This is a genomic window from Litorivivens sp., assembly GCF_057445395.1.
Window position 1 is genome coordinate 1 of sequence record NZ_JBVBUV010000021.1, and the last position, 26,572, is coordinate 26,572.

A 26,572-nucleotide genomic window follows, 5' to 3' on the forward strand; every position below is an offset into this window, starting at 1 on the left:
ACGAATAAAATCCGGATCAAAAAAACGTCGGTTATAGAGGCCTGTTAGCGGGTCGTGGACAGAGAGCTCTTCAAGCTCTTGGTTACGCTCTGCCAGTATGTCGCAGCGCTTGCGCATTGTGTCTTTGTCGGATTCAATATCTGTAATATCGTGATGAATAAACATCACGAAATTCCTGCCAGACTGAATAATCGGTATTGCCGTTAGCTCAAACCACAGAATTTTCCCAGTGCGACTGCGCAACTGTAGGCGGGCTGTTGCTTGCTCCCCACGGCGAAGTGTGTCTTGCAATTCCAGAAGTGTATTGGGGTTTAAACAGAATTTCCCGAGAAAGGCAGACGATTTACCAATTAACTCATCGACATCGTATTCGATCAATCTTGCGTACGCAGGGTTCACGTAACGCAGCACTCCACCCGTCGGCAAATACTCAAAGACCGTTACTCCCTGATCGAGATGATCCAGAGCCGCCATACCAAAATCACTAGAAATACAATACGTTGAAGCCATAGTACGGACATCCCTGGGCGTCCCGCCCGAAGACCTGTCCGACGCAATGTTATCCACGCCGCAGCAGTTAAGAGTATTTGTCTGATCGTTGACGATCTCACAGAAATTATCCGTGATCTATAAGGGTATTCCGAAGGAAGCCCACTAATCCGCAGTATCCGAAGCGAGGAAATGCCACATAGCTAGCTGGTTATTCTAGACACTAGGCGCCTAACAAGAGGCGTTACCAGCAGCGTGACCGGGAAAGCCACGACAAATGCAAACAACCAGGCTTTGAGCCAGATGGCAGGAAGATCAGACACCAAGCCAACATTGAATATAGATATGACCAATGACATGAGCATTGACATGAAAAGCGACATAAAAAACGCAAACACAAAGGGTGCGTACCTCCGGGGGATCACAAAAACTCCTTAACAAAAGCGTTAGCTTAACGTGCTCCGTACACTAGTGGGCTAACCCGGCGCTATTTTCAGCGGCGAATCCAACCCTTCGGGCTCATGTTCTTCCGCCAGCCAGAGATACATACATGGCAACACAACCAACGTAAAGAACGTGCCAATCAGCATGCCCGCCACCAAAATGATACCTATGCTGTTTCGCGCTTCGGCGCCTGCACCGGTAACCAACACCAAGGGAAAGTGCCCCAGAACAGTAGCGGCGGTCGTCATCAATACGGGGCGCAGGCGCGTTTCAGCAGCCATTCGAATGGCCTCCAGCTTGCGAGCCCCCTGCTTTTGCGCCTGATTCGCAAATTCCACAATGAGAATACCGTTCTTCGCCACAAGCCCTACCAGCGTTATAAAACCGATCTGTGAGTAGATATTGATACTTGTCCAACTTAAGAACGGAAAAAGCAGCGCACCCGATATTGCCAGCGGCACAGAGCCCAACAGAACCACCAAGGGATCGCGCAGACTGTTAAATTGCACGGCCAACATCAGATAAACCAGTACAAGCGCTATTCCCAACACGGCGATAAGCGTATTGCCTTCCTTACGGATCTGACGGGATTCACCGGCGTAATCCACCGAGTACTGGGGTGGGAGCAAATCAGCTGCCGCTTTCTCCAGCACGCTCAGTGCCTGCTCTTTAGTCGAGCCTGGAGTGATGCCACCAAACAGACGAAAGGAGCGTTTCTGATCAAACTTTCCCAACACGCGCGGTGCTACGTCGTAGCTAAGCGTAGCGATGGCAGATACCGGGACCAGTTCACCTGAAGGGGTCTGCAGAAGCAGATCGAGCATGGTCTCCGGGTCAATACGATCTGCATCCTGCACCATCGGTATAACCCGGTGTGCCCGGCCGTTGGCGTCGAAACGGTTGGCGTAGTTGCCTGAAAGCAACGTCGCAATCTGGTCGTTTACGCTAGCCAGGGTCATACCAAGGTCTGCTATGCGATCGCGATCAAAATCGAGTTTTACCTGGGTCAGGTCAATTTTGAGGTCTGTTTCGGCAAACATGAAGTTACCACTGGCATAAGCCGCCTGAACCATTTTATCGGCATAGGCTATCATCGCCCGATAGCTGTCGGGCGATTGTATAACCATTTCCACATCAAACTGGCCGGCACTGGGCAACGATGGCGGCAAAATCGGGAAAGCTTTTACCCCCTCCACACCGGACAAGGCATCGAAGGCAGGAAACAGCAAGTCCTGCACCGTGTGCTCCCGCTCAACGAATGGTTTGAATTCCAACCCACCAAATCCCCCACTGGAACGCACCACCTGCCACATGCGAGTACTGCCAGGCAGGGTCAACAGTGCATCCACCACGTCGTGCATTTGGCGGCTGGTATAATCCAGCGAAGCCTCTGGTGGAGCCTCGACAACAACGCTCAGCATGCCTTCGTCTTCAATCGGTGCCAGCTCTTTCTGGGAAAACAACATGAACGGGACTGCCAACAGACTAAAAATCAGCGCCATCACCAATATCTGCCCCTGCCATAGAAACAACCGGTCCAAGATTTTGGCGTAGCGATAATGCAAGCGATCAAAGCGCTCATTCACCCAATGGGTAATGCGGCCCTCATGACCACCTTCAGGTGTAACCTTGGCACTCATGATAGGCGCCAGGGTTATGGCGACAACACCCGAGATCAGCACTGCAATAGCCAGCGTGAAGGCAAATTCCTTAAAGAGAACCCCGCTCAGACCAGAGAGAAAGCCTATCGGCGCGTAGACTGCCGCCAAAGTGAGCGTCATGGTGATAATAGGTGTCAGCAACTCCCGGCTACTGACCAACGCCGCCTCAGTGCGAGATAGACCCTCTCGCATATGGCGCGCGACATTCTCTACCACCACAATCGCATCATCTACTACCAAACCAACAGATAGCACGATCGCTAATGTGGTAAGCAGGTTGAGTGAAAAACCCATCATTGCCATACAGGCGATCGCACCCAGTATGGATATCGGGATCGTAAGCAGCGGCACTAAAGCCGTGCGAAATGAACCCATCAGCGCAAGCACCACCAAGCCCACCAGTAAAATGGTTTCCGAGAGCGTCGTGAAGATTTCACGAAGAGCATCACGCATATAGATGGTGCCGTCGTAACCCCCTTCAATCCGGATTCCCGCAGGCATGTTGCGATTCAGGTCGTCCAGCAGCGGATAGAGAGCATCACCAATTGCGATCTCATTGGCACCCGGCAAAGGCCAAACAGAAATGAACACATTGTCGCGCTGACTGTAACGGGCATTCACCTCCCCCTCCTCTTCAGCCAGCTCAATCCGCGCAACGTCTCCGAGCCGCAGCAGCGCGCTTCGATCTTCACGCAAGACGAGCTGACGAAAATCATCTGTCGTCTGCAGCGTCGTGTTGGCGAGAAGGTTTATCCGCTGCCACGCATTTTCAGTATGGCCAACAGTAGCAATAACATTATTGCCGCGTAGCGCTGCCAGTACATCGCTGGCACTCAGATCAAAGGCTCGCAACTTTGCCGGATCCAGCCAGATACGCATCGCGGGCTCACGACCACCCTCCAACCCTACCCGCTGCACACCGTCGATGGCGGCAATCATCGGATTGACTTCGCGCTTGAGGTAATCGGTGACCTGGGCGCGGGGAATATTGTCGGCCACCACATCCAGATAAAACAGCGCCGCTGGCCGGTCAGCGCGCTGTACTTCTACCGACGGATCTTCCGCGCCCTGGGGCAACTCGAACCGAATCTGACTCAAACGGCTAGAGAGTTCAGCCAGCGCCGCTGTGGTGCTGTGGTTGAGCTGCAGCCACACCCGCACCGTACTGACCCCGGCGGTGGTATTGGAATCCACATAATCTACGCCGGGAATGGTGGCGGCCACCCGCTCGATGGGTTCGGTCACGAAACCCTGCACCACATCGGATGAGGCACCGGTATAGATCGTAGAGATCACCAGCGTGGCACTCTCGATGCGCGGAAACTGCAGCACCGCAATTCCTTGGGCGGCACGCAGACCAGCCAACACCAGCACCACGCAGACCACCAGCGCCAGAATCGGTCGCTTGACGAAGGCATCCACTATCGAAGGTTTGTTGGCTGGTATCATGAATGCGGCTCCGCCGCAGGTTCGGCCACTGACACTTTCATATTGTCGCGCAACTTGAACGCGCCTTTGCCGGCAATGCGATCGCCTTCACTCACGCCTGCCGCAATGGCAACGGTATTGTTACGCCGACTCGCCACCTCCACCTGCTGGCGACGGGCGCGCAGTACATTGTCCTCACCCTGCTCCAGCAGATAGACAAAGCTGCCGAGCTGGTCCACGCGCAGCGCCGTATCCGGAATCAGCGCCACCACCTGCGGGCGACTTGCCGGCACCCGCACCTTGACCACCGCGTTGGGCAGCAAGCCGTGATCCGCTGCGGTGAGTTCCGCGCGATAGCACAGACTGCGGGCGCTTTCTGACAACTGTGCATCACGCGCAATGATGTGCGCCGTCAGCTCGCGCTCTGCCATGACCGCCACCGGGTCGCCCACCTGGAGCTGCATGGCAGCCTGTGGCAACTCAAAGTCGATCCAGCGAGTTTCGCCTTCGCCCACCAAGGTGGTGATCGCTGTGTGCGGTGTCAGCAACTCCCCCACCTCCAGGCGATGCATGCCCGCCTTGGCGGCAAACGGGGCGCGCAGGGTTTTCTTGTCGATCTGCACCGTCACCTGGGCAATTTCCGCGCGCACCGATTCCAGCTCGGCGCGAGCTTCGTCCAGCGCCTGTTCACTCAGGCGCTTTTCCCTGAACAGGGTGCTGTTGCGCTCAAAGGTACGCGCGGCCAGCACGTCGCGGGCTTTCAGCGCACGCAGCCGCGCCTGCTCTTCCCGCACGTCCTGCTGCACCAGCAGCTGCCCTTCGCTGACGCGATCGCCTGCGGCAAAACCCAGCTTCACGATTACACCGCCCAGCTCATTGCGCAGCGTCAGTCGCTGCGGCGCGGTCACCTCGGCGTACACGGTTTGCATGGCCTGATAGTCGCCGCTTGCCACCACGTAGACCTCGACTTTCTCAGCGGGCTCGGGAAAGGACTGGGCAAAGGCAATGGCGCCGAGAATTTCCTGCACCTTGAAGGCAGCGAGCGCCGCAATGACCACCGACAGGGAAGTGGCGGTGACCAGCCAGCGTTTGGCGACCGGGGATTTCATAACAGACTCCTTGAGAAAATAGGCATCGCGGTCACTAGCGGTAACCCAATGCGACCAAGTGGACGCAGGCCGACTCGATAGCCTCGGCGGTGAGGGGGTGACGCCAGCGGTAGGTATTGAGCAGGCGCTGGGTGCAGACAATGGGGTAATCCGTGGCCTGAAGCGGGTAGGCCAACAGGTGTTCCTGGCGCTCGCTGCCGCGCACATTGCGCATCAGGGCAATATGCTGAAAACCGGCGCACATGGACCAGCAGCCCATACTGAGGGTGTGCAATTCCTCCTCGTTGGCCACATCCAGCTCACCGCTGTCCGCCGCCGACTGGAAAAAATCGCGAAACATCAGATCAATGCTCTCGGCCGCCGCGCGCATTTGCGCCAGCCAGCCCTGCGAGGCGCGCTGCAGGATGGCCTCGCTCGAGACCAGGGTGTTGAGGTGTTCATCAAAGCTGAACAGCCGGGTCTTGGCCGGATTGAGCAGACTGAGGCTGATAATGCGCTGGGGCGCGCTCAGACCGGCACTGAGGATTTCACCGTAAAGCCGCCGGGTATGGCGGGCCTGCCGGGTGGCCAATGCCACCAGCAGGTCTTCCTTGCTCTGTACATGTTTGTAAAGCGACCCCACCGACAGCCCAGCGCGCTTGGCGATAGCGCCGATAGTAAAGCCCAGCAATGAGCTTTCTTCGATGCAGGCCACGGCCGCATCGAGCACGATTTCCCGCTCTTCTTCCGGGGAGAAACGGGGGGCGGGAGGCATAAAAAGAATCCTGTTCGAATGTCATTCGAACAGGATTCTACGCTTGCGGCTTGCGCGCGGCAAGCTTACGAGGCTCAACTGAGTAGCTGCGACGTCGACATCATCGCCGCATGAATGAATATTTTTCGCGTCCCCATGATCCGCAGCTGCTACGACACACGTAAGCAAAATTTATGACACTGACAACCCCCAACCCGAGGCGCATATGCAATCACGTATAACCATTCCAGCGGCACTCCTGAGCGCGGCCATCGTCGCCAGTGGAGCCTCCGCATCCAGCCACCGGGAAGCCCCGTTTATCACCCACGCTCCCAAAGTGGATGGCTCCGACTTTTACATGTTCCGCAGCTACGGCAACGAAAGCGATGCCACGGTTACGCTGATCGCCAACTACCTGCCTTTGCAGGATGCCTATGGCGGTCCCAATTATTTTGATCTTGATACCAGCGCTGTCTACGAAATTCATATCGATAACAACGGCGATGCCGTTGAAGACATCACCTTCCAGTTTGCATTCGATGATGTCGTTCAGGATCTCAAGGTACCAGTCAACGGCGAGATGGTGTCTGTACCCCTGAAAAATATTGGCGCCATCGGCCCGCAAGCTGACGGTACCAGCAATGTTTACGTGCGCCAGACCTACACGGTTACGCGGATTGCCGGCGAGCGCCGTTCGGGCAACACCAGCTCGGTCACCAATGCGGCCAACGGCTCCGCCAGCTTTATGAAGCCACTCGACAATATCGGCAACAAATCCATTACTGACTACCCCGCCTACGCCGCCGACCACGTATACGCCGTTACCATCCCCGGCTGCGCGAGCCAGGGCAAAGTATTTGCCGGCCAGCGCAAGGAAGGTTTTGCGGTTAACCTCGGCGAGGTTTTTGATCTTGTCAACACCAACCCGGTAGGTCCCCGCGATGCCGAAGCCAACGTGATTGCCGACAAGAACGTGACCTCGCTCGCGCTGCAGATTCCTATTGCTTGTCTCACCTCGGGCTCGGAGCCGGTGATTGGCGCGTGGACCACGGCCTCGCTGCCACAGGCCCGGATTCTGAACCCCTCACCCACTGCGGACGCTTTTATCGGCGGCAGCACGGGTAAACCGGCCACAATACAGGGCGGCGCCTTTACCCAGGTATCAAGACTTGGCATGCCGCTGGTCAACGAAGTGGTCATCGGCCTCAAGGACAAAGACCGTTTCAACGCCAGCCACCCATCCGGCGACGGTCAGTTTGCGACCTACGTGACCAACCCGGCGCTGCCTGAACTACTCGAAGCCCTGTTTGGCGTGACCGCACCCAACGTATTCCCGCGCAATGACCTGGTGCAGGTATTTCTGACCGGGGTGCCCGGACTGACTCAACCGGCCAATGTGACGGCTTCGGAAATGCTGCGACTCAATACCAGCGTTGCCGTGACCCCTACAGCAAGCCAGTCAAACCTGGGCGTACTGGCGGGCGACAACGCCGGCTTCCCGAACGGTCGACGCCCCGGCGATGACGTGGTGGATATTGCCCTTCGCGCTGCCATGGGCGTACTGCTGGGCTCCAACCCGGACGCGGGCGATAACACTCTGCCCTACACCGACGGTGCCATTGTCAGTGCCACCGACTTCGACGAGGCGTTCCCCTACCTGAAGGCACCCATCGCCGGCTCACCAAACTAAGGAGGTCGACCGCATGAATCGCCCAATCAACTACCGGCTGGCACTGGCGTTCACCGCGCTGGCGCTGACCGCCTGCTCCAGTGACGGTTTGAACAACGTGTCATCCGCGCCAGTGGCGCCCTCAAATACAGATATCGGTACGTTTATTCAAAGCCTGTTCAATGCCGATCCGGTGACCGGATTGCCAACCGAGATAAACAACACGGAGTTCAGCGACAGCAAAGACCAGAACGCCTTCAACCAGCAACTGCAATGAAGATCTCGCGACTCATCGTAGGGGCCGGCTTGCTGGCCCTTTCATTGATGAGTGCTGCAAGAGAGGCGGCGCCACCCGTTGAGATACCCGAATCCGACACTATTATCTGGCGCAATACGCTGCACCAGGACCCTACAACTATCACCGCTACACTGAATGATGTGCGCAAACTCATTCAGTGGTCGCAAACCCATGGCGACCTGCGCGCCCTCGGCCGCGCCGATGCCTTGTTGCTGCAGTCCGGTAACACCAATGTCGAGTCACGTATCCTGCGCGCTATTATTAACCAGCGACAGCATCGCTTTGCCGAAGCGGCGGCTGTCTTGCGCGGCGTACTGGCCGAGTCTCCGGATCACGCCCAAGCCAATTTCACCCTGTACAGTATTGCGCTGGTACAGGGCGATTTCGCACTGGCGCGAACGACCTGCCAGCGTTTGCAAACACTCGGCTTTGCCCTGATCGCACAAAGTTGCCTGCACAACCTGCTTGGCCTTGAGGGCGAAGCGGAGCAAGCCTTCCTGGGACTGGACGCTGTAGTGCAATCCCCCCCCCCACACACACCTCAGGAGCGTGCCTGGGCAGCCGGCACACTGGCCGAACTGGCAGCCGCCATCGACCATCCGCACACCGAGCGTTACTACCGTCAGGCGCTGCAGCTGGCACCCGACGATCACTACAGCGCCGCTGGTTTGGCACAATGGTACCTGCAACACAATCAAGCCGAAGCGGCACTGGCCGCGCTTGCCGACCGACCGCGTACCGACCGGCTCGATCTGCTGCGACTGATCGCCATGCGTAAAATCCCGAACATCCGCTCCGACAGCCTTTACCGTCAGCTGAAACAGCGCTTTGAAAGCGCCAGCCAGCGCGATGCCAGCCTGCATCTGCACGAACGCGCCCGCTTTGAACTGGACGTAGAACAGCGCCCGGAAGAGGCTCTGAAACTGGCAGAAGCGAATTATCGACAGCAAAAAGAGCGCGCCGACTTTCAGCTGCTGCAGCGGGCACGACAGCAGGCAGGTATGCAGCAGTGAAAATCTGGCAAGCTATCTTTCTAACAATGACTCTGTGCGGCACGCTGCAAGCCCACGAGGCCAGCACCAGTTATCTCTACTGGCATAGCAGCATGCCGCAGTCACTGCGACTGGATCTGTCACTGACCGATGTGATGATGCATCTGTCGGACGCCCCCCCGGAAACACTGAGCTGGCGGGTATTGCAACAACAGGCCAGGCAGTTTGGCGACCGGATAGCGGCGGGCATCTCCGTGGAGATGGACAGCCCCTGCTTGCTTGAGGCGCGACTGCACGGACTCACCGAGTACGTGGATGAACGCTTCAGCGTATGGCAGCTGAACTGGCACTGCACCGGGAACGGGCCCTTGGCCCCGCACCCGCGACTGGATTATCAACTGCTGTACGCACAAGACACCCTGCACCGCGCCGTCCTCAGCGTCCAATCAGACAGCTGGCCGAAATCAAGCCGCGTAACGGTACTTGACCCAAACACCGAACCCGTCACCCTCGCGTCGCGCTGGCGTTGGGCCACCACCGCGTCACTGCTGATGGTGATTGTGCTGGGTACACTTTCCTGTCTGCTGCTCATCCGCGATATGCCCCGCAAAGACGCTCAATAAGGCCTCGGCAATAAACTGAACAGTCCCGTTGAGGCGTACAAAACTGCCGTGCGCGCGATTCGCGCGAACCCTAGCAACGGCCAGCCACGGGCAAGAACCCACGCCGGGTCAAGTCTTTGTTCTGACTGAGTTTTAACTTGGCGGCAATCTGCCACCGCAATCTCGCTTCCCAAAATATGCGCCAGCTGACCCCGGCATGCACGGCAGGATTTCAGTTCACGCCGTCCCGCAACGCCCCCTCAACCGCTTCGGCAGCAAGCTGTACAAAGCAGTTTAGCCGCGCATTCTGCCGCATATCCGGGTGGTACAGAATCCAGATGCCAGTATCAAAATTACGCAGCGGTTCCGCTACGCGCACCAGCCCTTCGCCCGCCTCGGCGGGCAACAGCGCCAGACCCAACCCCTGTTTAGCCAGCGCGGCGGCGGCGCGCAGGGAGCCAGCGCGCGCGGTAACCTGAAAGCGCGACAACTGCTTGTCGAGCCATTGGCAGGCCGGCACCTGCAGCAGCTTCCCTTCCGGTGCAATCAGCGGCGCCGGGTCGCTCGCCGGCAGGGTAGCGGCAACCGCACCCAACGCAGGGTGCGCATAGAAACTCCAGCCCATCTGTCCCAAACGCTTTCCCACCAGATAGTCCGGCGGTGCATTGGTGGCACGCAGGGCTACATCGGCCTCACGCCGCGCCAGATCAAGCCGCTCTTGCTCGGCTCGCAACTCAATGGTGATGCGCGGATAGCGGCGGCAGAAAGCGGCGACTACTTCCGGTACCACCCAGTCCAGAAAGGTATCGGGGCAGGTTACACGGATGGACCCTTCCAGCAAGGTGTCGCGCCCCACAACCTGCCGCTCCACTTCGTCCATCACATTGGCCACCTGCCGGATGTGGGTCAGTAATTGCCGGCCTGAGTCAGTGAGCTGATAGCGGTTGTCGAGCCGATCAAAAAGCCGCGCCTGCAGGCGCTCCTCGAGCTGGTTCATGCGCCGGAACACGGTGGAGTGATTCACGCCCAGCAAACGACTTGCCGCACTGAGCGAGCCGCCCTCTGCCACCGCATGGAAATAGCGCATATCGTCCCAATCTTTCACAGACGTTTCCCCGCCGCGTCGTAGCCTGGCAATTCGCACCGATGGTGAGGTCGCTGGTAATCAACCTCCGGCCCTGCAGGCACAATACCCGTGGGGTTAATGGTGGCGTGACTGGCGTAGTAGTGACGTTTGATGTGGTCAAAATTCACCGTCTTCGCAACCCGTGGCCACTGGTAGAGCTCACGGACGTAGTCAGACAATGCCGGAAAGTCTTCCAGCCGCTGACGATTACATTTGAAGTGACCATGGTAGACCGCATCAAACCGGATCAGGGTGGTAAACAGACGCCAGTCAGCTTCGGTAATGCGCTCTCCCGCCAGAAATCGCTGCCTCGACAATTTACTTTCCAGCGCATCTAACGCCTCAAACAAGTCGGTATATGCCTCTTCATAAGCGGACTGCGTTGTGGCAAACCCGGCCCGATATACGCCATTGTTAACTCGCTCGTACACATAGTCATTGATCTCATCAATGTCTGTGCGCAGCGCCTGTGGATAGTAGTCATCGGTATTGCCCGTCATATGATCGAAGGCGCAATTGAACTGGCGAATGATATCTGCCGATTCGTTGTTCACAATGCACTGCGCCTGTTTATCCCATAACAGGGGTACCGTGACCCGGCCGGTATAGTCACTGTCGTGGCGGGTGTAGAGCTGGTAGTGAAACTCACTGTTGTAAAGCGCGTCGCCGGTCGAGCCACTGTCGCGATCAAAGGTCCAACCGTGTTCCAGCATCAGCGGGCTGACCACTGACACATCAATCAGGTCGCCCAGGCTTTTCAATTCCCGAAATATCAGCGCGCGGTGCGCCCAGGGACAGGCCAGTGATACATAGAGATGGTAACGGTCAGCATCAGCTGGATGCTCGCTCTCGCCGATGGCGGCGCGAAACTGGCTTTGCTCTCGAACAAACTTGCCGCCGGTTTTGCGCGTGTCGTACCACTTGTCTCGCCAGTTTCCATCGACCAATAAGCCCATATTGACCTCCTTTTGCGTCGTTTACTCGTTGTATGCGTATTGCTTACGCGCAGTAAAGCATAGTGGAGCGTGCGATCATCTTTGCATTAACGCAAATAGTATTGGCATTTATTGCCAATTCAAAACGATTTATGCATGGGAAAGAATGCCAGCCATTGTCACCCAACCACGCAGGAGAACACATCATGAACCAATCAACTCTCAATCAATCCGGTACTGCCCTGCTCCGTATCAGCCTGGGCGTGATCTATCTCGCACACAGTGTTTATCTCAAAATATTTGTCTTCACTTTGCCCGGCACCGTGGCCTTCTTTGAATCACTGGGCCTGCCCGCCGTCGTCGCCTACGGCACATTTCTGGCTGAAGCCGTCGGTGGCTTTGCCCTGCTGATCGGCTATCAAAGCCGCCTGGTGGCATTGGCCCTGGTCCCCATCGCCCTCGGCGCCACCTGGGCCCATGCAGACTTTGGTTGGGTATTCAGCGCCCAGGGCGGCGGCTGGGAATATCCGCTCTTCTTGACAGTTTCTACCGCCGTGGTGGCTCTACAGGGCGACGGTGCTTTCTCCCTGCACAGGGCACTGGAGTCACGCCAGAGTGCCACCCCGGCACAGGCCACCTGACCCATCGGCCCTTGCGCCGGCCGATAGCGGCCGGCGCTTTTTAACTTGCCAGCGACGTGCAGCCCTCTTATGTTTGGTGCCCATGAATGACACACATGATTTAAATCTGCTTCTCGAAGCGCGCACCCCGTTGATTGTTCTTGAGACCTTCGAGGAAATTCGCGCCTTACAGCTACTCACCCGGGTAGCGATAAAACGCGCCAGCGCCCTGCACTGCTGGTCGGTCACCGACGGTATCAATCAGCTGGGCTTTGGCCAGCGTATCGATGACTCAAGGGATTTAAGCGATCCTGAGCAGGCGCTGCGGGCCATCAAGCAACAAGCTCAGCCGGCGCTTATCGCCCTGTGCGATTTTCACCCCTACCTGACCAACCCGCTGATCGTACGCCTGGTAAAAGACATCGCGCTGCTGGATGACAAACAGCGCCCTACCCTGGTGATGATCAGCCACCAGGTGAAACTGCCTCCGGAACTGACCCGCCTGGCGGCTTATTTTTCTCTGTCGCTGCCGACCGATCAGCAATTGGAAGCCATTGTGCGTGAAGAGGCCCGCAGCTGGGCGGGTGAAAACAGCGGCCACCGGGTGCGCACCGACCAGAAAACACTGACTCAGCTGATGACCAACCTGCAGGGTCTGAGCTTTGAAGACAGCCGCCGCCTGATTCGCAACGCCATCCGTGATGATGGCGCCATTGATGAAAGTGATTTGCCCGAAATCAACCGCGCCAAGTTCCAGCTGATGGATATGGAGGGCGTACTCAGTTTTGAATACAACACTGAAAAATTTTCCAACGTTGGCGGGCTACACGGCCTTAAAGATTGGCTGCAACAACGCAAGGGCGCTTTTCTCAACGCCAACGGCACAGACAAGCCCAAGGGAGTAATGCTGCTGGGTGTGCAGGGCGGCGGTAAAAGCCTCGCAGCAAAGGCCATCGCCGGTGTTTGGGGCCTGCCACTGCTGCGACTGGATTTCGCGGCGCTATACAACAAATACATTGGGGAGACCGAAAAAAACCTGCGCGAGGCATTGCAGCTGTCGGAACTGATGTCACCCTGTGTTTTGTGGATCGACGAAATCGAAAAAGGCCTGACCAACGGTCAGGGCGATGACGGCACCTCACGCCGTATCCAAGGTACTTTGCTGACCTGGTTGTCGGAGCGCAGCAAACCCGTGTTTGTGTGCTGTACCTCCAACGATATCAGCTCACTGCCGCCGGAATTGGTCCGCAAAGGGCGCCTGGACGAAATTTTCTTTGTGGATTTGCCCGATGAATCCGTGCGCCGGGATATTTTCGAGATCCACCTGAAAAAACGCGAGCAAAGCCCTGAGCGGTTCGATCTGCCGCTGCTGTCGGCAGCAAGCCACGGTTTCTCGGGCGCAGAAATCGAACAGGCCATTGTCTCTGCGCTGTATTCCTGCGCCGCCCAGGACAAGACGCTGGATAGCGCGAGCTTGTTGTCTGCCATTGAGCAGACCCGGCCTCTGTCGGTGGTGATGGCCGAAAAAATCCAGGGCCTGCGTGACTGGGCTCAGGGCCGCACTGTCGCCGCCTAAACCGGTCACGGTAGTGACCGTATTTGTCCTTGACCGCAATCAGCCGCCCGATTGACACTGAACACAACTGTCGAACAGGAGATCGGGCCTTGAATCAGCCACACCCGGAACCGCCAGAGCTCTGGCATTCCCTCACTGAGGTAGCACGTGCCCTGCTGGAATCTCAGCAGCTGCTGCTAGCGCGCCCGCTGCTGCGGCGCATCCCTCGTGGCGACGGGCATCCGGTGATGACCCTGCCCGGTTTTGGCGGCGCCGACGGCTGTATGGCGCCACTACGAGTCTGGCTCAAGCGCTGGGGCTACGATGCGCGCCCGTGGAATCTCGGCCGGAACTTCCCCAAATATCGCATGACATCGCTCGATGCAGCCACGCATTTCCGGGAAAAGATGGTGATGCGTGCGGGCCGGGAGTTAGAAAAAATCTATCGAGAAACCGGACAGAAAGTCAGTCTGATCGGCTGGAGCATGGGCGGCCTATACGCCCATGAGTTGGGGCAACAGCATCCCGAATGGGTGCGCCAAGTGATTACCCTAGGCACGCCACACGGTGATCCGCGTGGCACTGCCGCCTGGGATGTGATGCGCAAGCTCTACAACAGCGAAGTACCGGAAGATATGCAGGACGTGACGGGTTGGGTGGCCACCAACAGTGAAACGGTTGAAGTACCGGTTACCGTCATCTTCAGCCCCACCGACGGCATTGTCAGTCAGGAGGTGGCGATGTTGCGACATGCTGACGTCAACCACCTCGCGGTAAACTCAAGTCACCTAGGCTTCGCCCTCAACCCGCGAGTCTACCGCTTGATCGGAAAACAGCTGGCGCGCTTTTAATGTCAGTACCCTGCTACAGCCGCATAAAGGGCTTCATCAGGGTGGGCAGCAGCGCTTTGAACTTCAGCCCGCCGTCCATCCCCGCCAGACAGATGCAACTCTCGTCCTCGAAAGCTTCTGGTTGATGTTCGGTGGAGCCGTCGAGGTCGGCAATATCGCCCACATGAAAGTCTCCCAACTTATCGCGATAGCCACCCTGCATAATCAGCGTGAGTTCCGACGCTGTGTGAGAGTGTACCGGCATGGCCAGACCCGCGCCGATACGCAACATAAACGAACGCCCTTCTTTCAAGGGCAACTCAAACTTCTCAATGCCCGGGGCCATTTTTCGCCATCGTAACTGACTGTAGCTATCGATCTGCAACAGGTTTTTGAGTGCCGTCGGGAGCAGCACTCCATCGCGCAGCGGCTGCTGCGGCGATTTGGCCGCAGGCGTAGGCTCGCTTTGCGCCGGCGCCTCATCAAGCAGGGAGAGTATATTGTCGCGGGCGGCCGCTGACAGCGGCTTCGCCTCCAGCGAATCCAGCATTTTGCCGCCCAGCGATTCCGCCAGACGTAATTCGCGCCGACACTGCTCACACACTTCGGTGTGGCAACTCACCACCAGTGCCATCGCGGCGGGCAGCGATCCGGCCGCATAGGCAAGCAACGTTTCCGCCTGCAGATGGTGTTCAAATTTCATACTTCCTCTCCATACTTCTGGCGCAGGGCGTGCAGGGCCAAACGCAAACTCGACTTCACACTACCCAGCGGCATACCGGTATCAGCGGCAATTTCGCTATGACTTTTGCCTTCAAAATAGGCCTTGTAGACCACATGGGCCTGGTTGCGAGGCAAGCCATCCAGCGCCTGCTGGATACGATCTGAATCCAACTCGCCGGCATCTTCCTCCGGGTCTTGCGCACCTACGCCGCTTTCAAGATATTCATCTTCCAACTCGTAAACCGTGGCCCGCTGTTTACGCAAACGATCTATCCACAGATTCCGCGCCACGCGAAACAGCCACGTGCTCACCGCCGCTTTGTCTGGCTTGTACAGGTGGGCTTTATTCCAAAGCGCGAGCAGCGCCTCCTGGGTTAGGTCTTCAGCCATACCCGGCTCAACCCCCTGCCCCAATAAATAGGCGTTCACCCGCGGCGAGAAATGGTCAAACAGGGCCATAAAACTCTGTTTGTCACGCGCTTCTGCAACCTTGGTCATACAGGCGACCCAGTGCTTTGGGTCGTTGCTCACCCCGAGGCTGTCTGTCATTACTACTCCTTTGCTGTTAGTACGCAGCCTTCCAGTTACTGGATCACTGCAATGCAGTTGCCAAAGTAGACCATAAACAGCTGCCCCGTGACATAGCTTGCCGTTGCCACAGGCACAAGCAGGGCGCTACCATAAGCCCCTGTTGTAAGGAGATTTCCATGCCCCAAAGCCCGCCCATTGCCACCGCCGGCTTTGCCGACCTGATCGGCAACACCCCTCTGGTTTACTTACGCAGTGCCTCCGAGCAGACCGGTTGCCATATCTTTGGCAAAGCTGAATTCCTCAATCCCGGTGGCTCTGTCAAAGATCGCACCGCACTCGGCATTGTTCGCGCCGCCGAGGCCAGCGGCGAACTGCACGCTGGCGGCACAATTGTCGAAGGCACCGCTGGCAACACCGGCATCGGTCTAACCTTGCTGGCCAATTCATTGGGTTACAAATCCGTCGTGGTCATGCCGCAGTCACTGAGCAAAGAAAAGATCGAGTTGCTGGATCTGTACGGTGCCGATCTGCGCCTGGTGAAGGCAACCAGTTACGACGACCCCAATCACTACATCCATACCGCCGAGCGGCTGGCTAAAGAGCTCGCCGCCAAAAACCCCAATGGTGTGGTGTGGGCCAGGCAGTTCGACAACACCGCCAACCGCGATATTCACTACCAAACCACCGGCGCTGAGATCTGGGAGCAGACCCAGGGCAAAATTGACGGTTTTATCTGCGCGGTTGGCACCGGTGGTACACTGGCAGGCACCGCCATGGCCTTGCGCGAACGCAACAGCAATATCAAAATTGGCCTTGCTGATCCGATGGGCTCAGCGCTCTTCAGCCACTACACCAATGGCGAGCTGAAAACCGAAGGCCGCTCTATTGCTGAGGGAATCGGTATCAGTTTCGTCACCGGCAATCTGCAGGGCATTGATGTCGACCTGCCGTTTCAGATTACCGACGCTGAAGCGCTACCCCACATCTTCAACCTACTGCACCACGAAGGGCTCTGCCTGGGTGGCTCCTCAGCGATTAATATCGCTGGTGCGGTTCGCATGGCGGAAGAAATGGGCCCGGGACACACCATTGTCACTATTCTTTGCGACTATGGCGATCGCTATAAGAGCAAGCTCTACAACCCTGTGTATCTGGAGCAGGTGGATCTGCCGGTACCGTCCTGGCTGCGCATTTAGCAGCACGGATAGTGCAACCGCGTTGCTTCAGGTGCGATGGGTTGCGATACTTGCAGCATGGCGTGTCGATTGATGCGCCTGCTAGGCAGGCTGCTACCTGCCAATGAATTTTACAGGAGTCTGCCCTGCAGGCACTAAAGACCCCCGCCCACACCCAATAACAAAAGAGGTTTGCCGCCCATGGATATGGCCAGCATTATAACTCTGGTAATCGCCGCCTTTGTGCTGATGTACGCAATCACCATCTACAATGGGCTGGTCGCTCTTAAGCACTCGGTGTCGAAGCACCTTTCCAACATCGACGTTCTGCTCAAACAACGTCACGACGAATTGCCAAAGCTGGTGGAAACCTGCAAACAATATATGCAGTACGAACAGCAAACGCTGGAAGGCATCATTCAGGCCCGGTCCATGGTGGCCAAGGCGCAAGCCAAACGCGATATGAAAGCACTCGGCGAAGCAGAAACCTCTTTGCGCTCAGGCTTGGGTAATCTGTTTGCGCTAGCCGAGAACTACCCGGATCTGAAAGCCGACGATTCTTTTCAGCACTTGCAACAGCGCATCACCGGCCTTGAAAACAGTATTGCGGATCGTCGCGAATCCTATAACGAGGCGGTGAATAACAACAACGTCCGCATTGAACAGTTTCCGGATGTGCTGATCGCCCGCTTTCTGAACTTCCAGGCTTTTGAGCTGCTTGAATTCCAGGAAGAAGAGCTGAAAGACGTCAACATCAAATCCCTGTTCAGCTAAACATTTGTAGTACCGTAGCGTGGATAGCCTCAGCGACTATATCTGGGCGGAGCTGTTTGCTCTGGGCTTCGGCCTGTTCGGTTGGCTTACCAGTTTCAACAGCCTGAAAAAGGCGCGCCTGATTGAAGATACGCCCACGTCCAAAATACGCTCGGCGCCGCAAGGCTATGTCGAAATCATTGGCACCACTGAGCGCAACCCGGAGGCTGGCCCCATTATCGCCCGGCTGACCGGCAGCCCCTGCGTGTGGTACAGCTTTGAAATTGAAAAATACGAGCGCCGTGGCAAGCACAGCTCCTGGCGCACGATAGAAAAAGAGGCCAGCAAGGCGCCCATCATCCTCAACGATGGCACAGGCATCTGCTTTGTGCACCCTGACAAAGCAGACATAACACCTAACTTTAAAAAGGTCTGGTACGGCGGCAGTCGCTACCCCACCTCAACCGCATCCGGTGGCTTGTTCAACCGGCGCTACCGCTACACCGAACAGCGAATCCATGCCGGCGAGCTACTCTATGCCTTGGGCCATTATGAAACCCTTCACCCGCCGTCAATGGAAGCCCAGACTGCTGCGGCGAAAAAAGAAATCGTGCTGGAGTGGAAGCGCGACTATGACTCGATGGTGGCAAGGTTTGATCGCAATGGCGACGGCGAGATCGATTTAAAAGAGTGGAAGAACGTGGGAATTGCGGCGCGCAAGGCTGCCGAAAAGCAGGTTCGGGACAACTACGACCACACGCCGATTAATGTCATGACCTACAGTCCGGTAAGACGCCAGCCCTATCTCATCTCAACCCACGACCCGAAAGATCTGAGCCGCAAATATCGTTGGCGCTTTATGGGGCTTGGCCTGCTGGGTATTGTTTGCACGCTGGGGTTTATCTACCTCCTTCCCGGCACCTTGCAGGCCTGGCATAACATGCCCTAGCACGGCCCTCATGACCGAATGGGAAACTGGCAATAGAAGATCGCACCACCAGCCGGATTTGGCCGGTAACCAATACTCCCGCCATGGGCCTGCACAATCGCCTGACAGATAGAAAGCCCCACACCCATACCGCCCTCCTTCGTTGTCACAAAGGGCGCAAACAGTTTTTCTTCCATTTCTGCACTGAGACCGCAACCGCGATCTTCCACCGTAAAGCCAACGTCGTCGCCTTCGCGGTAGGTACGCACTTTCACCCCGCCGAAATCTTTCGGGGCATCGCGCATGGCCTCCATACCATTGCGAATCAGGTTCAATCCAATCTGCTGCACCTGCACATCGTCCGCCATGGTTGCGGGCAGATCTGGCGTGGGTTCGAAGCTGATGTCAACGCCATTAATACGCGCATCTACCTCTGCCAACATGACCACTTCCTGCATCACAGTATTCAAATCCAGCGGAATGCGGCCCTCGCCAGTAGGCTTGCGTATATAGCCGCGCAGGCGCTGAATGACATCAGAGGCCCGCTGTGATTGCACAACGATCTTTTCCAGCACCTCAGTAAGTTTGTCCTTGTCCAGCGGTGTGTTTTCAAGAAAGCGCTGCGCCACACGCACGTAGTTAGTCACTGCGGTCAACGGCTGATTTACCTCGTGCGCAATACCCGCCGCCATCTCGCCGCCAGTGCTCAGGCGCTCCATATGTGCCAGATGCTGGCGCTGGTGCATTAACTCATCCTGCGCCGCCTGCAGGGCATGCTGGCTTTCCAACCAGTTTGTGATGTCGCGTATCACAACAACGCGTTTGTCACCTTCCAGCGGCGCACAGAACAGTTCAACTGTTAGTTTCTTACCAGAGGGACTGGTGGCGGCAAGCTGTTCCGCTCGCCAGACGCGACCCGAGGATATCGCCTCAATCACCTCATCTTCCTGCTGCTCAAGGCTTAGCAGTGAAAACAGCGTCTCCCCCACACAGTCTTTCAGAGACCGCTCTACCAACTTTTCTGCTTGCGGATTAAGACTTCGGATACGCAGATCGCGGTGCAGACTGAAGATGCCTTCGGCGACCGCTCCGAGTATCTGTTGGTTTTCATCCTCCAACTCAACGTTGCGTCGCGACAGCTCCATCTCTAGCCGGTGAATACGCAGCTGGGTGCGCACACGCGCCCGCACTTCGTCTCCCTGAAAAGGCTTGGAAATATAGTCGACCGCGCCTAGCGCAAATCCTTTCACAATGGCCTCGGTATCGGTGAGAGCCGACAGGAAAATCACGGGAATGCCACGGGTTTGCGCATCCGCCTTGAGACGACGACAAACCTCAAACCCGTCGATGCCCGGCATCATGATGTCCAGCAGAATCAGTGAGGGCAGCGCCAGCTTGGCAATGGACAGAGCCTGCTCGCCGTCGCGCGCGGCCAGCAGTGTATAGCTAGCGCCCTCCAGCGTTTTATACAGCACTTGCAGGTTAGTGGGATTATCGTCGACCAGCAGTACCTGATCGACAGGGCGTCGACTCATCAATCATCGTCCTCTCGCAGGAGCTTTTTCAGCCCTTGGAAGTCAAAATTCTGCAACAGCGACTGAGCGTGCAACACATAGCTGCCATACTCTCCGTTTTCGCGAGTCTCACAGAATTCGTTCATCGCCGCGATGTCACCCAAGGCGAGCAAATCCAGTAGCGACTGGCGGTCTTCCTTGGGCAGCGGCTTACCCTCATAAGCACTCTCATCCTGATTCATCGCTGACTTGCCTCCATTGCTTTGGGCTGGCTCATGGGATGACAGCTCAGCTCGCATATCTTGCTTATCTTGCTTACCGACATAGTCGGCAATCACGTCGAGCAGTTCGTCTATCTGTACCGGCTTGGACAGATAAGCGTCGCAACCAACCTCAAACGCCTGAGACTTGGTATCAAGCCCCGCACTGGCGGTTACCATAATCACCACGGTATCTTTCCAGGCTGGGTTCTGCTTGATTTTGCTGGTGCAGACCAGGCCGTCCATCTCGGGCATGCGGTAGTCCATCAATACCAAGTCGGCAGGCTCAGCTTCCATCGCCTCCAGCGCTTCAACTCCGTTAGCAACCTGAACAACCTTGTCGGCCACGGATTCCAGCATACCCGCCAGCACCATGCGGTTATCCGTATTATCGTCGGCTATCAGTACGTTCAGGCCGCTGATTTCAGCGCGCGGTTTTTCTTCCGGCAGTTTCGCCGTTGAGGAACGTCGGCGATCGTGGGGGATGGCGTCGGCTTCGCCCAAAGGAATATCAAAGCGGAAGGTTGTGCCCTTGCCCATCTCACTCGCGACCGAGAGCTTTCCACCCATGGCCTCACACAGCCGCCGACAGATTGCCAGGCCTAGCCCGGTCCCCTTGCCGTCATGCTCATTGACCCGACTGAAGGGCTCGAAAATTGCCTTGGCCTTATCTTCCGGAATGCCAATACCGGTATCTACCACACTGAACAGTAATGCCCGCTCTTCCGGATCGAAATCCACCTCAAGCCACACCCGCCCACTTTCCGTAAATTTCACCGCGTTACCGAGCAGGTTCACCAGTATCTGCCTGAGCTTCACCTCGTCGGTACGCACCAGATCCGGCACCCGCGACGACACTTTATGCTCATAGCCCAGGTTTTTGGCCTGGGCTCGCTGCCGCAGAATATCCGCCACGCCGGCCAGCACGTCGCGCAAGTTGGTGGTGTGCATAGAGGCTTTGAAGGTGCCACTTTCTACCTTGGCCAGATCGAGGACATCGTTAATCAGGTTGAGCAGGTGTTGCCCGCAGTTCTCAATGGCATCCAGATAGCCCTGGCTTTCTTTCGGCAGGTTTTTTTGGCGCTGCAACAGCTGCACGTAGCCCAGCACACCGTTGAGCGGCGTCCTTAATTCATGGCTGGCACTAGACAGGAACTGGCTCTTGGCGTGGTTGGCGTCTTCGGCCGCGATACGGGCGGTAATCAGCTCGTCTTCCATCCGCTTGCGCTCGGTGATATCACTCATGATACCCATGGCACGCAGGGGTTTGCCCTCAGCGGTGGTATCGACAATATCGCCACGGCTCAGAATCCAGCGATAAATCCCGCTGTTATCCCGCACCCGAAATTCAATGCTGAGCCCCACCTCCAGCACCTCTTCACTGGCTATAACGCGGCGCATGGCGCCAAAGTCGTCCGGGTGAAAAATACTGCCGAAACGCTGCATCGGAATACTTTCTGGTGGCACAGGATATCCCAACTGACGGTAAAAGCCCTCGCCCACAGCGATGGTGTCGTGTTCGATATCCATATCCCAGAGGTGACTCTGGGAAGCATCAAGCGCAAGCTGGAAGCGACGCTCGCTGAGCTTCAGCGCACGTTCGGTTTGGGAGCGTGTATCCACCATAAAGTTGGCATGCTTTGCCAACTCTTCAAATTCAGCAAAGGGTAGCTCACGTACATCAATCTGGGTGGAACGCTCACTGGCCTGAGCAAAAAAATCCTGGAAGCGGTTAAAACCCTGCGCATTGAGGGTAGCCAACCGGCGTGCCACCAATGTCGCTACCAGCATCAGCGCCAGCGCGATCGAGGAGATAAACAGGGTGTGGCGTAACACCCGGGCCTCCAGGGCGTCTCGCTCTGCCTCCATCAAGGCGTAATACTCATCCAGGAAGAAGCCGGCGCCCACCAGCCAGCCCCAGTCTTCCTCCAGCTGAACATAACTCACCGCTGGTGAGCGACGGGCGCCGTCTGCGCGCACCCATTCCGATTCCACCAACTCACCATTATCGGACGCCGTCTGCAGAACCTCGGCGACGGCCGCCATACCGGGCTGCAACTTGCCCACCATGGCCGGATTGTAGGGGTTCACCAGCTGTTTGCCCTTGAGGTCGGTGACAAACAATATAGAGCTGTCCACATCAAAAGGAACGGCCGCCAGGCGATCGATAACCTCGCTCTTGATGCGTTCTATTTCATCGGCGAGATAAACGCTGGCGCCGATATAGAGATCCAGGGGTTTGAAGTAGTAAACAAAGCTGATATTGCGCTGTGCTGCCAAATTCGCTTCATTAAAACGATATTCCAGCATGCCGTAGGTTTTGTCGCGCAGCGCGGTATGCACCTGCTCAGTAAAGTTTGACAACACCGCACTGCGGCGCAAACGATCGCGCGACGACGGATGCAGTGGCGCAAGCAGCGCATTGCCATCACCCTGCAACGCAAAGAAAAAGCCCTTCTGATCGTGAAAGCGCAGCGGCTCCAGTGTAGTTTTTACTCTGGCGAGCATGGCGCTTCGACTATCGGTGGCAGCGGTCTCGCGATGCAGGTTGGCCACCAGCGCAAGGGCTACCGCCACCTCCTGACGCAGCTCCTGATACAAACGGTGATTGAGCTGGGACTTTTTGTAATCCACATAGTCAATCGCCTTGCTGACTTCGCGTTTCAGCAGCTCAGTGCGGGATTCGACAAAGGTCTTGCGCAGGTTTTCCGATTGCTCGGTAAAGCTGTCGTATTCGGTAGCTATCCAGATGGCGCCGTTGATCGCCACCGGCACCGCCGCCAACGCGATCATGCTGACCAGGTAGATCTGGATCAGGCTTCGTTTTCTCCGCATTTCACTCCCGCGCTGCTCGGCGTTTTCTAACAGACCATGCTACAACCGCAAGCGGCTTCACGCCAGCCTAGCACAATACCCGCAACATACTGCTTTACCTTGGGTTTTTAGCAGCTACAATGGGGGTACGCCTAAAAACAATAGCGCCGGGGACTCTCATGGCTACAGATGACGCAACCATTTTCATTGTAGAAGATGACGAGGCAGTACGTGATTCCTTACGCATGATGCTGGAATCACTGGGACACCATGTGGAAGCCTTTGATCGCGCTGACGCCTTTCTGGAAGCCTACGACCCCGAGCGGGCCGGCTGTTTGGTGCTCGATATCCGCATGCCCGGCATGAATGGCATGGAGTTGCAGCGCAAGCTCAATGCGATGACCTCCATCCTTCCCATCATCTTCGTTACCGGCCACGGCGATGTACCCATGGCGGTAGAGGCCATGCAGCAGGGCGCGGTGGATTTTGTGCAAAAGCCCTACCGGGAACAGGATCTGCTCGACAAGATTCAGAAAGCCATCGCCATGGACGCCGAACATCGCCAGGAACTGCGCGAAGTTCAAGTCATTCAGGGGCGCTACAATGAACTTACACCTCGCGAAAGCGAGGTCATGGCCATGATGGTTGAGGGTAAGGCCAACAAAGTTATCGCCATTGACCTGGACATCAGCCAGCGCACCGTCGAGATTCACCGCGCGCGAGTGATGGAAAAGATGTGCGCTAAATCCCTGGCACAATTGGTGCGCATGTCGATGGCCCTGAAACAGGCGGGCTAACAAGCCGCTGTCTACCCCGCCTTCACGTCTGCCGGCGCGCGCAGCCTAGATAGCCAGTCCAGCTAGGTCGCGCGCGTGATGGCCTCATCCAGATCCCCAATCACACTGAGCAACGCATCACTTGGGCTAACCATGCCCTCTTCCAGCACCGGCTTTATCTCGCACTTTTCAGGCATGGGCAGCCCTGCTTCCAGCAAGCCCTGCATCCGCGGAATAAACACAAACTGAAGCCACTGTGCCAAATCGAGCGTATCTACACAAAAGGGCTGGCTGCTGGCCAACGCCGCCGGCTCGGGCGCTTGTGCCGACCACAGTCCGGACGCTCGCATAATGGCTTCAAGATCAATCAGCAGCGAAGCAATCTCGGTATTGGCTTGCATGACAGGTCACTCACAATGGGTGGTTTGGAGAATTCGATACTGTCGCGGGCTAAGGAACCCAATAACCGGGTCAGCCACGACCCTCTATTCAAATACGCGTCGAAACGGTGGCAACGAATCCAGCATTTTCTGACCATAACGCCGGGTCAGCACCCGCCGATCCAGAAGCGTTATTCGACCACTGTCACTCTCCTTACGCAACAACCGCCCACTAGCTTGAACTAGCTTAAGGGCGGCGTCAGGCACGGAAATTTCCATAAAGGCATTGCCGTTATTTTTCTCAATCCACTCTGCCAGAGCCTGCTCTACCGGGTCGTCTGGCGGCGCAAAGGGGAGTTTCGCAATAATGACATGCCGACAGTAATCACCGGGAAGATCCACGCCTTCGGCAAAGCTGGCCAAGCCAAACAGACTGCTGTATTCCCCGGCATCCACCTGCTCGCGATGCCTGGTCAGCATTTCGTGCTTTGAATAGTCGCCCTGCTTCAGGATCTGACGCTGCAGGTCCGGTGGGAGCCCTTCGTATACAGCGAGCATCTGCCGCCATGAAGAGAATAATGCCAGGGTGCCGCGCTCCTCACGCAACAGCGTCGGCATCATCTCGATTAGCGCGTCGGTATGCGCCTGTGCATTACCCGCATCACAGTTCATGGCGGGCACGCGCAACTCCGCCTTTTCCTGATGGGCAAAGGGACTCGGTACGACCGCACAATCACTGATGTCCGCCAGACCTGCACGCATACTCAGGCGCCCGAAATCGCCCAGCGCCGTCAGCGTGGCCGATGTCAGTACGGCGCCGAAACAGCGTTTCCAGAGGGTAGCTGCCAGTGTGTTGGCCGCCAAAATGGGGCTACAGCAAAGCTCCATATCCAGAGCGCCACTCGGCGTCTCCACCATTTTCACCCAGCGCGCCATCGGTGGTTCTTCGTTTTCACTGGCACTGTGGTAATTGCGCCACAGCCCCATCTGATTCTCCACCCGCCGCTGGATGGTGGCAACCGCAGCCAACCACTGTTCGAGCACCTCGCGGTCAAACTGTTTGCTGCGCTTGTCGAGTGCGTCTTCGAGGGCTTCCTGCACGTCGTCTACTTCGTCGAGTATTGCACTGCAGGCCTGCATCATTTCCGCCGATTGCTGCTGCAACAAGGCTGGCACAAGCCCGTGCTCAAAGCGCAATACATCACCGCTACCACGCGCCTCCAGCCCCTCCTGCACCAGCGATTCCACCAGTGGAGACGCTTCGCGAGATACCTCCAGCAATACCGCCATATGTCCGGCGAGAGCGTCAATCAGCGAACGCAGCTCTCCCTGCCCGATTTGTTCCGCCATACCGCGAACCGCGCGCAGGGTTTGATCCAGCCAGCGCTCGGTTGCGTGAAATCGCAGCTGAAAACTGAAATGATTGATCACCTTATCGGGCAGATGATGCGCCTCGTCAAAAACGTAAATGGCATCTTCCGGCGGCGGCAGAATGGCCCCGCCACCCAGCGCCAGATCTGCCAGCACCAAATCGTGGTTGGCCACCACGACGTCAACATCCTGCAGATTTTCCCGCGCTTTGAAGAACGTGCACTCGCGGATAAAGCTGCAGCGTCGTCCGGTACACTGGGCCGGCTCCGTGGTCAGTCGCAACCAAGATTCATCATCGATGGCATCAGGCCATTGATCGCGGTCGCCATCCCACTGGTTTCTTGCCAGCGCATCGGCCATGTTCTGGTAGAGATGAAGTACCTGCGCTTCGGGCTGGGCGGCGATTTCATCGGGGTACAACAATTGATTCTGGCCACCGCCAGACAGCTGCTGGTCCAGCCGCGCATGACACAAATAGCGCTGCCGCCCCTTGGCCAAAGCAAAATCAAAATCCAGACCGGAGTGTTCAATAATGTCGGGAATATCGCGCAGCAGGATCTGCTCCTGCAGTGCAACAGTCGCCGTGGAAATCACTAAGGTTTTGTTGCGGGCCCGCGCAATCGGCAGTGCCGCCACCAGATAGGCGAGGGTTTTGCCCGTACCGGTACCCGCCTCGACCACCACCAGCGGCTTGCCGCCGGTACGCTGACCAGCATCGTCGCACTCTATGGCTGACAGGGTGCGCGCCACATGCGCAATCATCAGGCGCTGGCCATAGCGCGGCTTTAAACCCTTGGACGACAAGAAGGTGGAATAGGCCGTCTGGATTTGTTGCTTGAGGCTATCGTCCACCACG

The 26,572-nt window shown here is 57.0% G+C and carries 24 protein-coding genes; 11 read left to right on the forward strand and 13 right to left on the reverse strand.

What is annotated here, in order from left to right; genetic code table 11:
* The 5 genes from AC222A_RS08225 to AC222A_RS08245 form a co-directional block, all read right to left on the reverse strand.
* The coding region (locus AC222A_RS08225) for a PAS domain-containing protein (protein WP_486774845.1) at positions 1-510 on the reverse strand (510 nt) is incomplete at its 3' end.
* Positions 511-692: 182 nt separating this feature from the next.
* Positions 693-914: a DUF2798 domain-containing protein gene (locus tag AC222A_RS08230; protein WP_486774846.1), complete on the reverse strand. Its 222-nt coding sequence runs from the start codon at positions 912-914 to the stop codon at positions 693-695.
* A 51-nt stretch (positions 915-965) separates the two neighbouring features.
* Positions 966-4,043 (reverse strand): efflux RND transporter permease subunit, encoded by a 3,078-nt coding sequence (locus AC222A_RS08235; RefSeq protein ID WP_486774847.1) that lies wholly within the window; start codon positions 4,041-4,043, stop codon positions 966-968.
* Positions 4,040-5,131, reverse strand: coding sequence for an efflux RND transporter periplasmic adaptor subunit (locus AC222A_RS08240; RefSeq protein WP_372749045.1), 1,092 nt, complete (start codon positions 5,129-5,131; stop codon positions 4,040-4,042). Before AC222A_RS08240 ends, AC222A_RS08235 begins: the two co-directional genes overlap by 4 nt.
* Positions 5,132-5,165: 34 nt before the next feature.
* A complete protein-coding gene (locus tag AC222A_RS08245) occupies positions 5,166-5,885 on the reverse strand; it encodes a TetR/AcrR family transcriptional regulator (protein WP_372749046.1) in 720 nt (239 codons plus the stop codon).
* Positions 5,886-6,090: 205 nt separating this feature from the next.
* Here AC222A_RS08245 and AC222A_RS08250 point away from each other — a divergent pair, with 205 nt between their 5' ends.
* From AC222A_RS08250 to AC222A_RS08265, 4 genes are read left to right on the forward strand one after another with little or no spacing between them, the layout of a single operon-like run.
* Complete coding sequence (locus AC222A_RS08250; protein ID WP_372758485.1) at positions 6,091-7,554, forward strand: DUF4331 domain-containing protein; 1,464 nt, start codon at positions 6,091-6,093, stop codon at positions 7,552-7,554.
* Positions 7,555-7,567: 13 nt separating this feature from the next.
* Entirely contained in the window at positions 7,568-7,810 is a 243-nt protein-coding gene (locus AC222A_RS08255; RefSeq protein ID WP_372749695.1) for a hypothetical protein, read from the forward strand.
* Positions 7,807-8,844, forward strand: a complete 1,038-nt coding sequence (locus AC222A_RS08260) for a tetratricopeptide repeat protein (protein ID WP_372749696.1) — start codon at positions 7,807-7,809, stop codon at positions 8,842-8,844. The genes AC222A_RS08255 and AC222A_RS08260 overlap by 4 nt, the downstream gene beginning before the upstream one ends.
* Positions 8,841-9,446: a hypothetical protein gene (locus AC222A_RS08265; RefSeq protein ID WP_372749697.1), complete on the forward strand. Its 606-nt coding sequence runs from the start codon at positions 8,841-8,843 to the stop codon at positions 9,444-9,446. The genes AC222A_RS08260 and AC222A_RS08265 overlap by 4 nt, the downstream gene beginning before the upstream one ends.
* 211 nt (positions 9,447-9,657) lie before the next feature.
* On the opposite strand, the gene AC222A_RS08270 is transcribed toward AC222A_RS08265, so the two are convergent.
* Both AC222A_RS08270 and AC222A_RS08275 read right to left on the reverse strand, forming a co-directional pair.
* Entirely contained in the window at positions 9,658-10,530 is an 873-nt protein-coding gene (locus AC222A_RS08270; RefSeq protein ID WP_372749698.1) for a LysR family transcriptional regulator, read from the reverse strand.
* Positions 10,527-11,507: a glutathione S-transferase family protein gene (locus tag AC222A_RS08275; protein WP_372796961.1), complete on the reverse strand. Its 981-nt coding sequence runs from the start codon at positions 11,505-11,507 to the stop codon at positions 10,527-10,529. Before AC222A_RS08275 ends, AC222A_RS08270 begins: the two co-directional genes overlap by 4 nt.
* A 185-nt stretch (positions 11,508-11,692) precedes the next feature.
* Here AC222A_RS08275 and AC222A_RS08280 point away from each other — a divergent pair, with 185 nt between their 5' ends.
* The 3 genes from AC222A_RS08280 to AC222A_RS08290 all read left to right on the forward strand — a co-directional run bounded on the left by AC222A_RS08280 (position 11,693) and on the right by AC222A_RS08290 (position 14,512).
* The gene (locus AC222A_RS08280) at positions 11,693-12,127 is read left to right on the forward strand and encodes a DoxX family protein (protein ID WP_486774848.1); all 435 of its coding nucleotides are present in this window, start codon (positions 11,693-11,695) and stop codon (positions 12,125-12,127) included.
* 82 nt (positions 12,128-12,209) lie between these two features.
* Positions 12,210-13,682 carry an AAA family ATPase gene (locus AC222A_RS08285; RefSeq protein WP_372748378.1) on the forward strand — a complete coding sequence of 491 codons (1,473 nt, stop codon included), beginning with the start codon at positions 12,210-12,212 and terminating at the stop codon, positions 13,680-13,682.
* Between the two features lie 89 nt (positions 13,683-13,771).
* A complete protein-coding gene (locus tag AC222A_RS08290; protein ID WP_372748377.1) occupies positions 13,772-14,512 on the forward strand; it encodes an alpha/beta fold hydrolase in 741 nt (246 codons plus the stop codon).
* Between the two features lie 13 nt (positions 14,513-14,525).
* Here the strand turns inward: AC222A_RS08290 and AC222A_RS08295 are convergent, their stop codons facing one another.
* Positions 14,526-15,194, reverse strand: coding sequence for a ChrR family anti-sigma-E factor (locus AC222A_RS08295; protein ID WP_372748376.1), 669 nt, complete (start codon positions 15,192-15,194; stop codon positions 14,526-14,528).
* Positions 15,191-15,763 (reverse strand): sigma-70 family RNA polymerase sigma factor, encoded by a 573-nt coding sequence (locus AC222A_RS08300; RefSeq protein WP_372748375.1) that lies wholly within the window; start codon positions 15,761-15,763, stop codon positions 15,191-15,193. The genes AC222A_RS08295 and AC222A_RS08300 overlap by 4 nt, the downstream gene beginning before the upstream one ends.
* Before the next feature lie 158 nt (positions 15,764-15,921).
* Between AC222A_RS08300 and AC222A_RS08305 the strand changes: the two genes are divergently transcribed.
* From AC222A_RS08305 to AC222A_RS08315, 3 genes are all read left to right on the forward strand, one after another.
* Positions 15,922-16,941, forward strand: coding sequence for a cysteine synthase A (locus tag AC222A_RS08305; protein ID WP_372748374.1), 1,020 nt, complete (start codon positions 15,922-15,924; stop codon positions 16,939-16,941).
* 180 nt (positions 16,942-17,121) lie between these two features.
* On the forward strand, positions 17,122-17,694 hold the full coding sequence (locus AC222A_RS08310; protein ID WP_372763800.1) for a LemA family protein: 573 nt from the start codon (positions 17,122-17,124) through the stop codon (positions 17,692-17,694).
* Between the two features lie 19 nt (positions 17,695-17,713).
* Positions 17,714-18,622 (forward strand): GIDE domain-containing protein, encoded by a 909-nt coding sequence (locus AC222A_RS08315; protein ID WP_486774849.1) that lies wholly within the window; start codon positions 17,714-17,716, stop codon positions 18,620-18,622.
* A gap of 8 nt (positions 18,623-18,630) precedes the next feature.
* On the opposite strand, the gene AC222A_RS08320 is transcribed toward AC222A_RS08315, so the two are convergent.
* A complete protein-coding gene (locus tag AC222A_RS08320) occupies positions 18,631-20,136 on the reverse strand; it encodes an ATP-binding response regulator (protein ID WP_372748371.1) in 1,506 nt (501 codons plus the stop codon).
* Positions 20,136-23,210, reverse strand: a complete 3,075-nt coding sequence (locus AC222A_RS08325; RefSeq protein ID WP_372810035.1) for a cache domain-containing protein — start codon at positions 23,208-23,210, stop codon at positions 20,136-20,138. The genes AC222A_RS08320 and AC222A_RS08325 overlap by 1 nt, the downstream gene beginning before the upstream one ends.
* 158 nt (positions 23,211-23,368) lie before the next feature.
* Here AC222A_RS08325 and AC222A_RS08330 point away from each other — a divergent pair, with 158 nt between their 5' ends.
* Positions 23,369-23,986, forward strand: coding sequence for a response regulator transcription factor (locus AC222A_RS08330; RefSeq protein ID WP_372747710.1), 618 nt, complete (start codon positions 23,369-23,371; stop codon positions 23,984-23,986).
* Between the two features lie 62 nt (positions 23,987-24,048).
* Here the strand turns inward: AC222A_RS08330 and AC222A_RS08335 are convergent, their stop codons facing one another.
* Both AC222A_RS08335 and dinG read right to left on the reverse strand, forming a co-directional pair.
* On the reverse strand, positions 24,049-24,366 hold the full coding sequence (locus tag AC222A_RS08335) for a YqcC family protein (protein WP_372810036.1): 318 nt from the start codon (positions 24,364-24,366) through the stop codon (positions 24,049-24,051).
* An 84-nt stretch (positions 24,367-24,450) separates the two neighbouring features.
* On the reverse strand, positions 24,451-26,571 hold the full coding sequence (gene dinG / locus AC222A_RS08340) for an ATP-dependent DNA helicase DinG (protein ID WP_372747712.1): 2,121 nt from the start codon (positions 26,569-26,571) through the stop codon (positions 24,451-24,453).
* Position 26,572 lies beyond the last annotated feature (1 nt).

Coding starts and splice junctions, on each gene's coding strand:
- AC222A_RS08235 (WP_486774847.1), bottom strand. CDS start 4,043: ATGATACCAGCCAACAAACCTTCGATAGTGGATGCCTTCGTCAAGCGA.
- AC222A_RS08240 (WP_372749045.1), bottom strand. CDS start 5,131: ATGAAATCCCCGGTCGCCAAACGCTGGCTGGTCACCGCCACTTCCCTG.
- AC222A_RS08245 (WP_372749046.1), bottom strand. CDS start 5,885: ATGCCTCCCGCCCCCCGTTTCTCCCCGGAAGAAGAGCGGGAAATCGTG.
- AC222A_RS08250 (WP_372758485.1), top strand. CDS start 6,091: ATGCAATCACGTATAACCATTCCAGCGGCACTCCTGAGCGCGGCCATC.
- AC222A_RS08255 (WP_372749695.1), top strand. CDS start 7,568: ATGAATCGCCCAATCAACTACCGGCTGGCACTGGCGTTCACCGCGCTG.
- AC222A_RS08260 (WP_372749696.1), top strand. CDS start 7,807: ATGAAGATCTCGCGACTCATCGTAGGGGCCGGCTTGCTGGCCCTTTCA.
- AC222A_RS08275 (WP_372796961.1), bottom strand. CDS start 11,507: ATGGGCTTATTGGTCGATGGAAACTGGCGAGACAAGTGGTACGACACG.
- AC222A_RS08280 (WP_486774848.1), top strand. CDS start 11,693: ATGAACCAATCAACTCTCAATCAATCCGGTACTGCCCTGCTCCGTATC.
- AC222A_RS08285 (WP_372748378.1), top strand. CDS start 12,210: ATGAATGACACACATGATTTAAATCTGCTTCTCGAAGCGCGCACCCCG.
- AC222A_RS08295 (WP_372748376.1), bottom strand. CDS start 15,194: ATGAAATTTGAACACCATCTGCAGGCGGAAACGTTGCTTGCCTATGCG.
- AC222A_RS08300 (WP_372748375.1), bottom strand. CDS start 15,763: ATGACAGACAGCCTCGGGGTGAGCAACGACCCAAAGCACTGGGTCGCC.
- AC222A_RS08305 (WP_372748374.1), top strand. CDS start 15,922: ATGCCCCAAAGCCCGCCCATTGCCACCGCCGGCTTTGCCGACCTGATC.
- AC222A_RS08310 (WP_372763800.1), top strand. CDS start 17,122: ATGGATATGGCCAGCATTATAACTCTGGTAATCGCCGCCTTTGTGCTG.
- AC222A_RS08320 (WP_372748371.1), bottom strand. CDS start 20,136: ATGAGTCGACGCCCTGTCGATCAGGTACTGCTGGTCGACGATAATCCC.
- AC222A_RS08325 (WP_372810035.1), bottom strand. CDS start 23,210: ATGCGGAGAAAACGAAGCCTGATCCAGATCTACCTGGTCAGCATGATC.
- AC222A_RS08330 (WP_372747710.1), top strand. CDS start 23,369: ATGGCTACAGATGACGCAACCATTTTCATTGTAGAAGATGACGAGGCA.
- AC222A_RS08335 (WP_372810036.1), bottom strand. CDS start 24,366: ATGCAAGCCAATACCGAGATTGCTTCGCTGCTGATTGATCTTGAAGCC.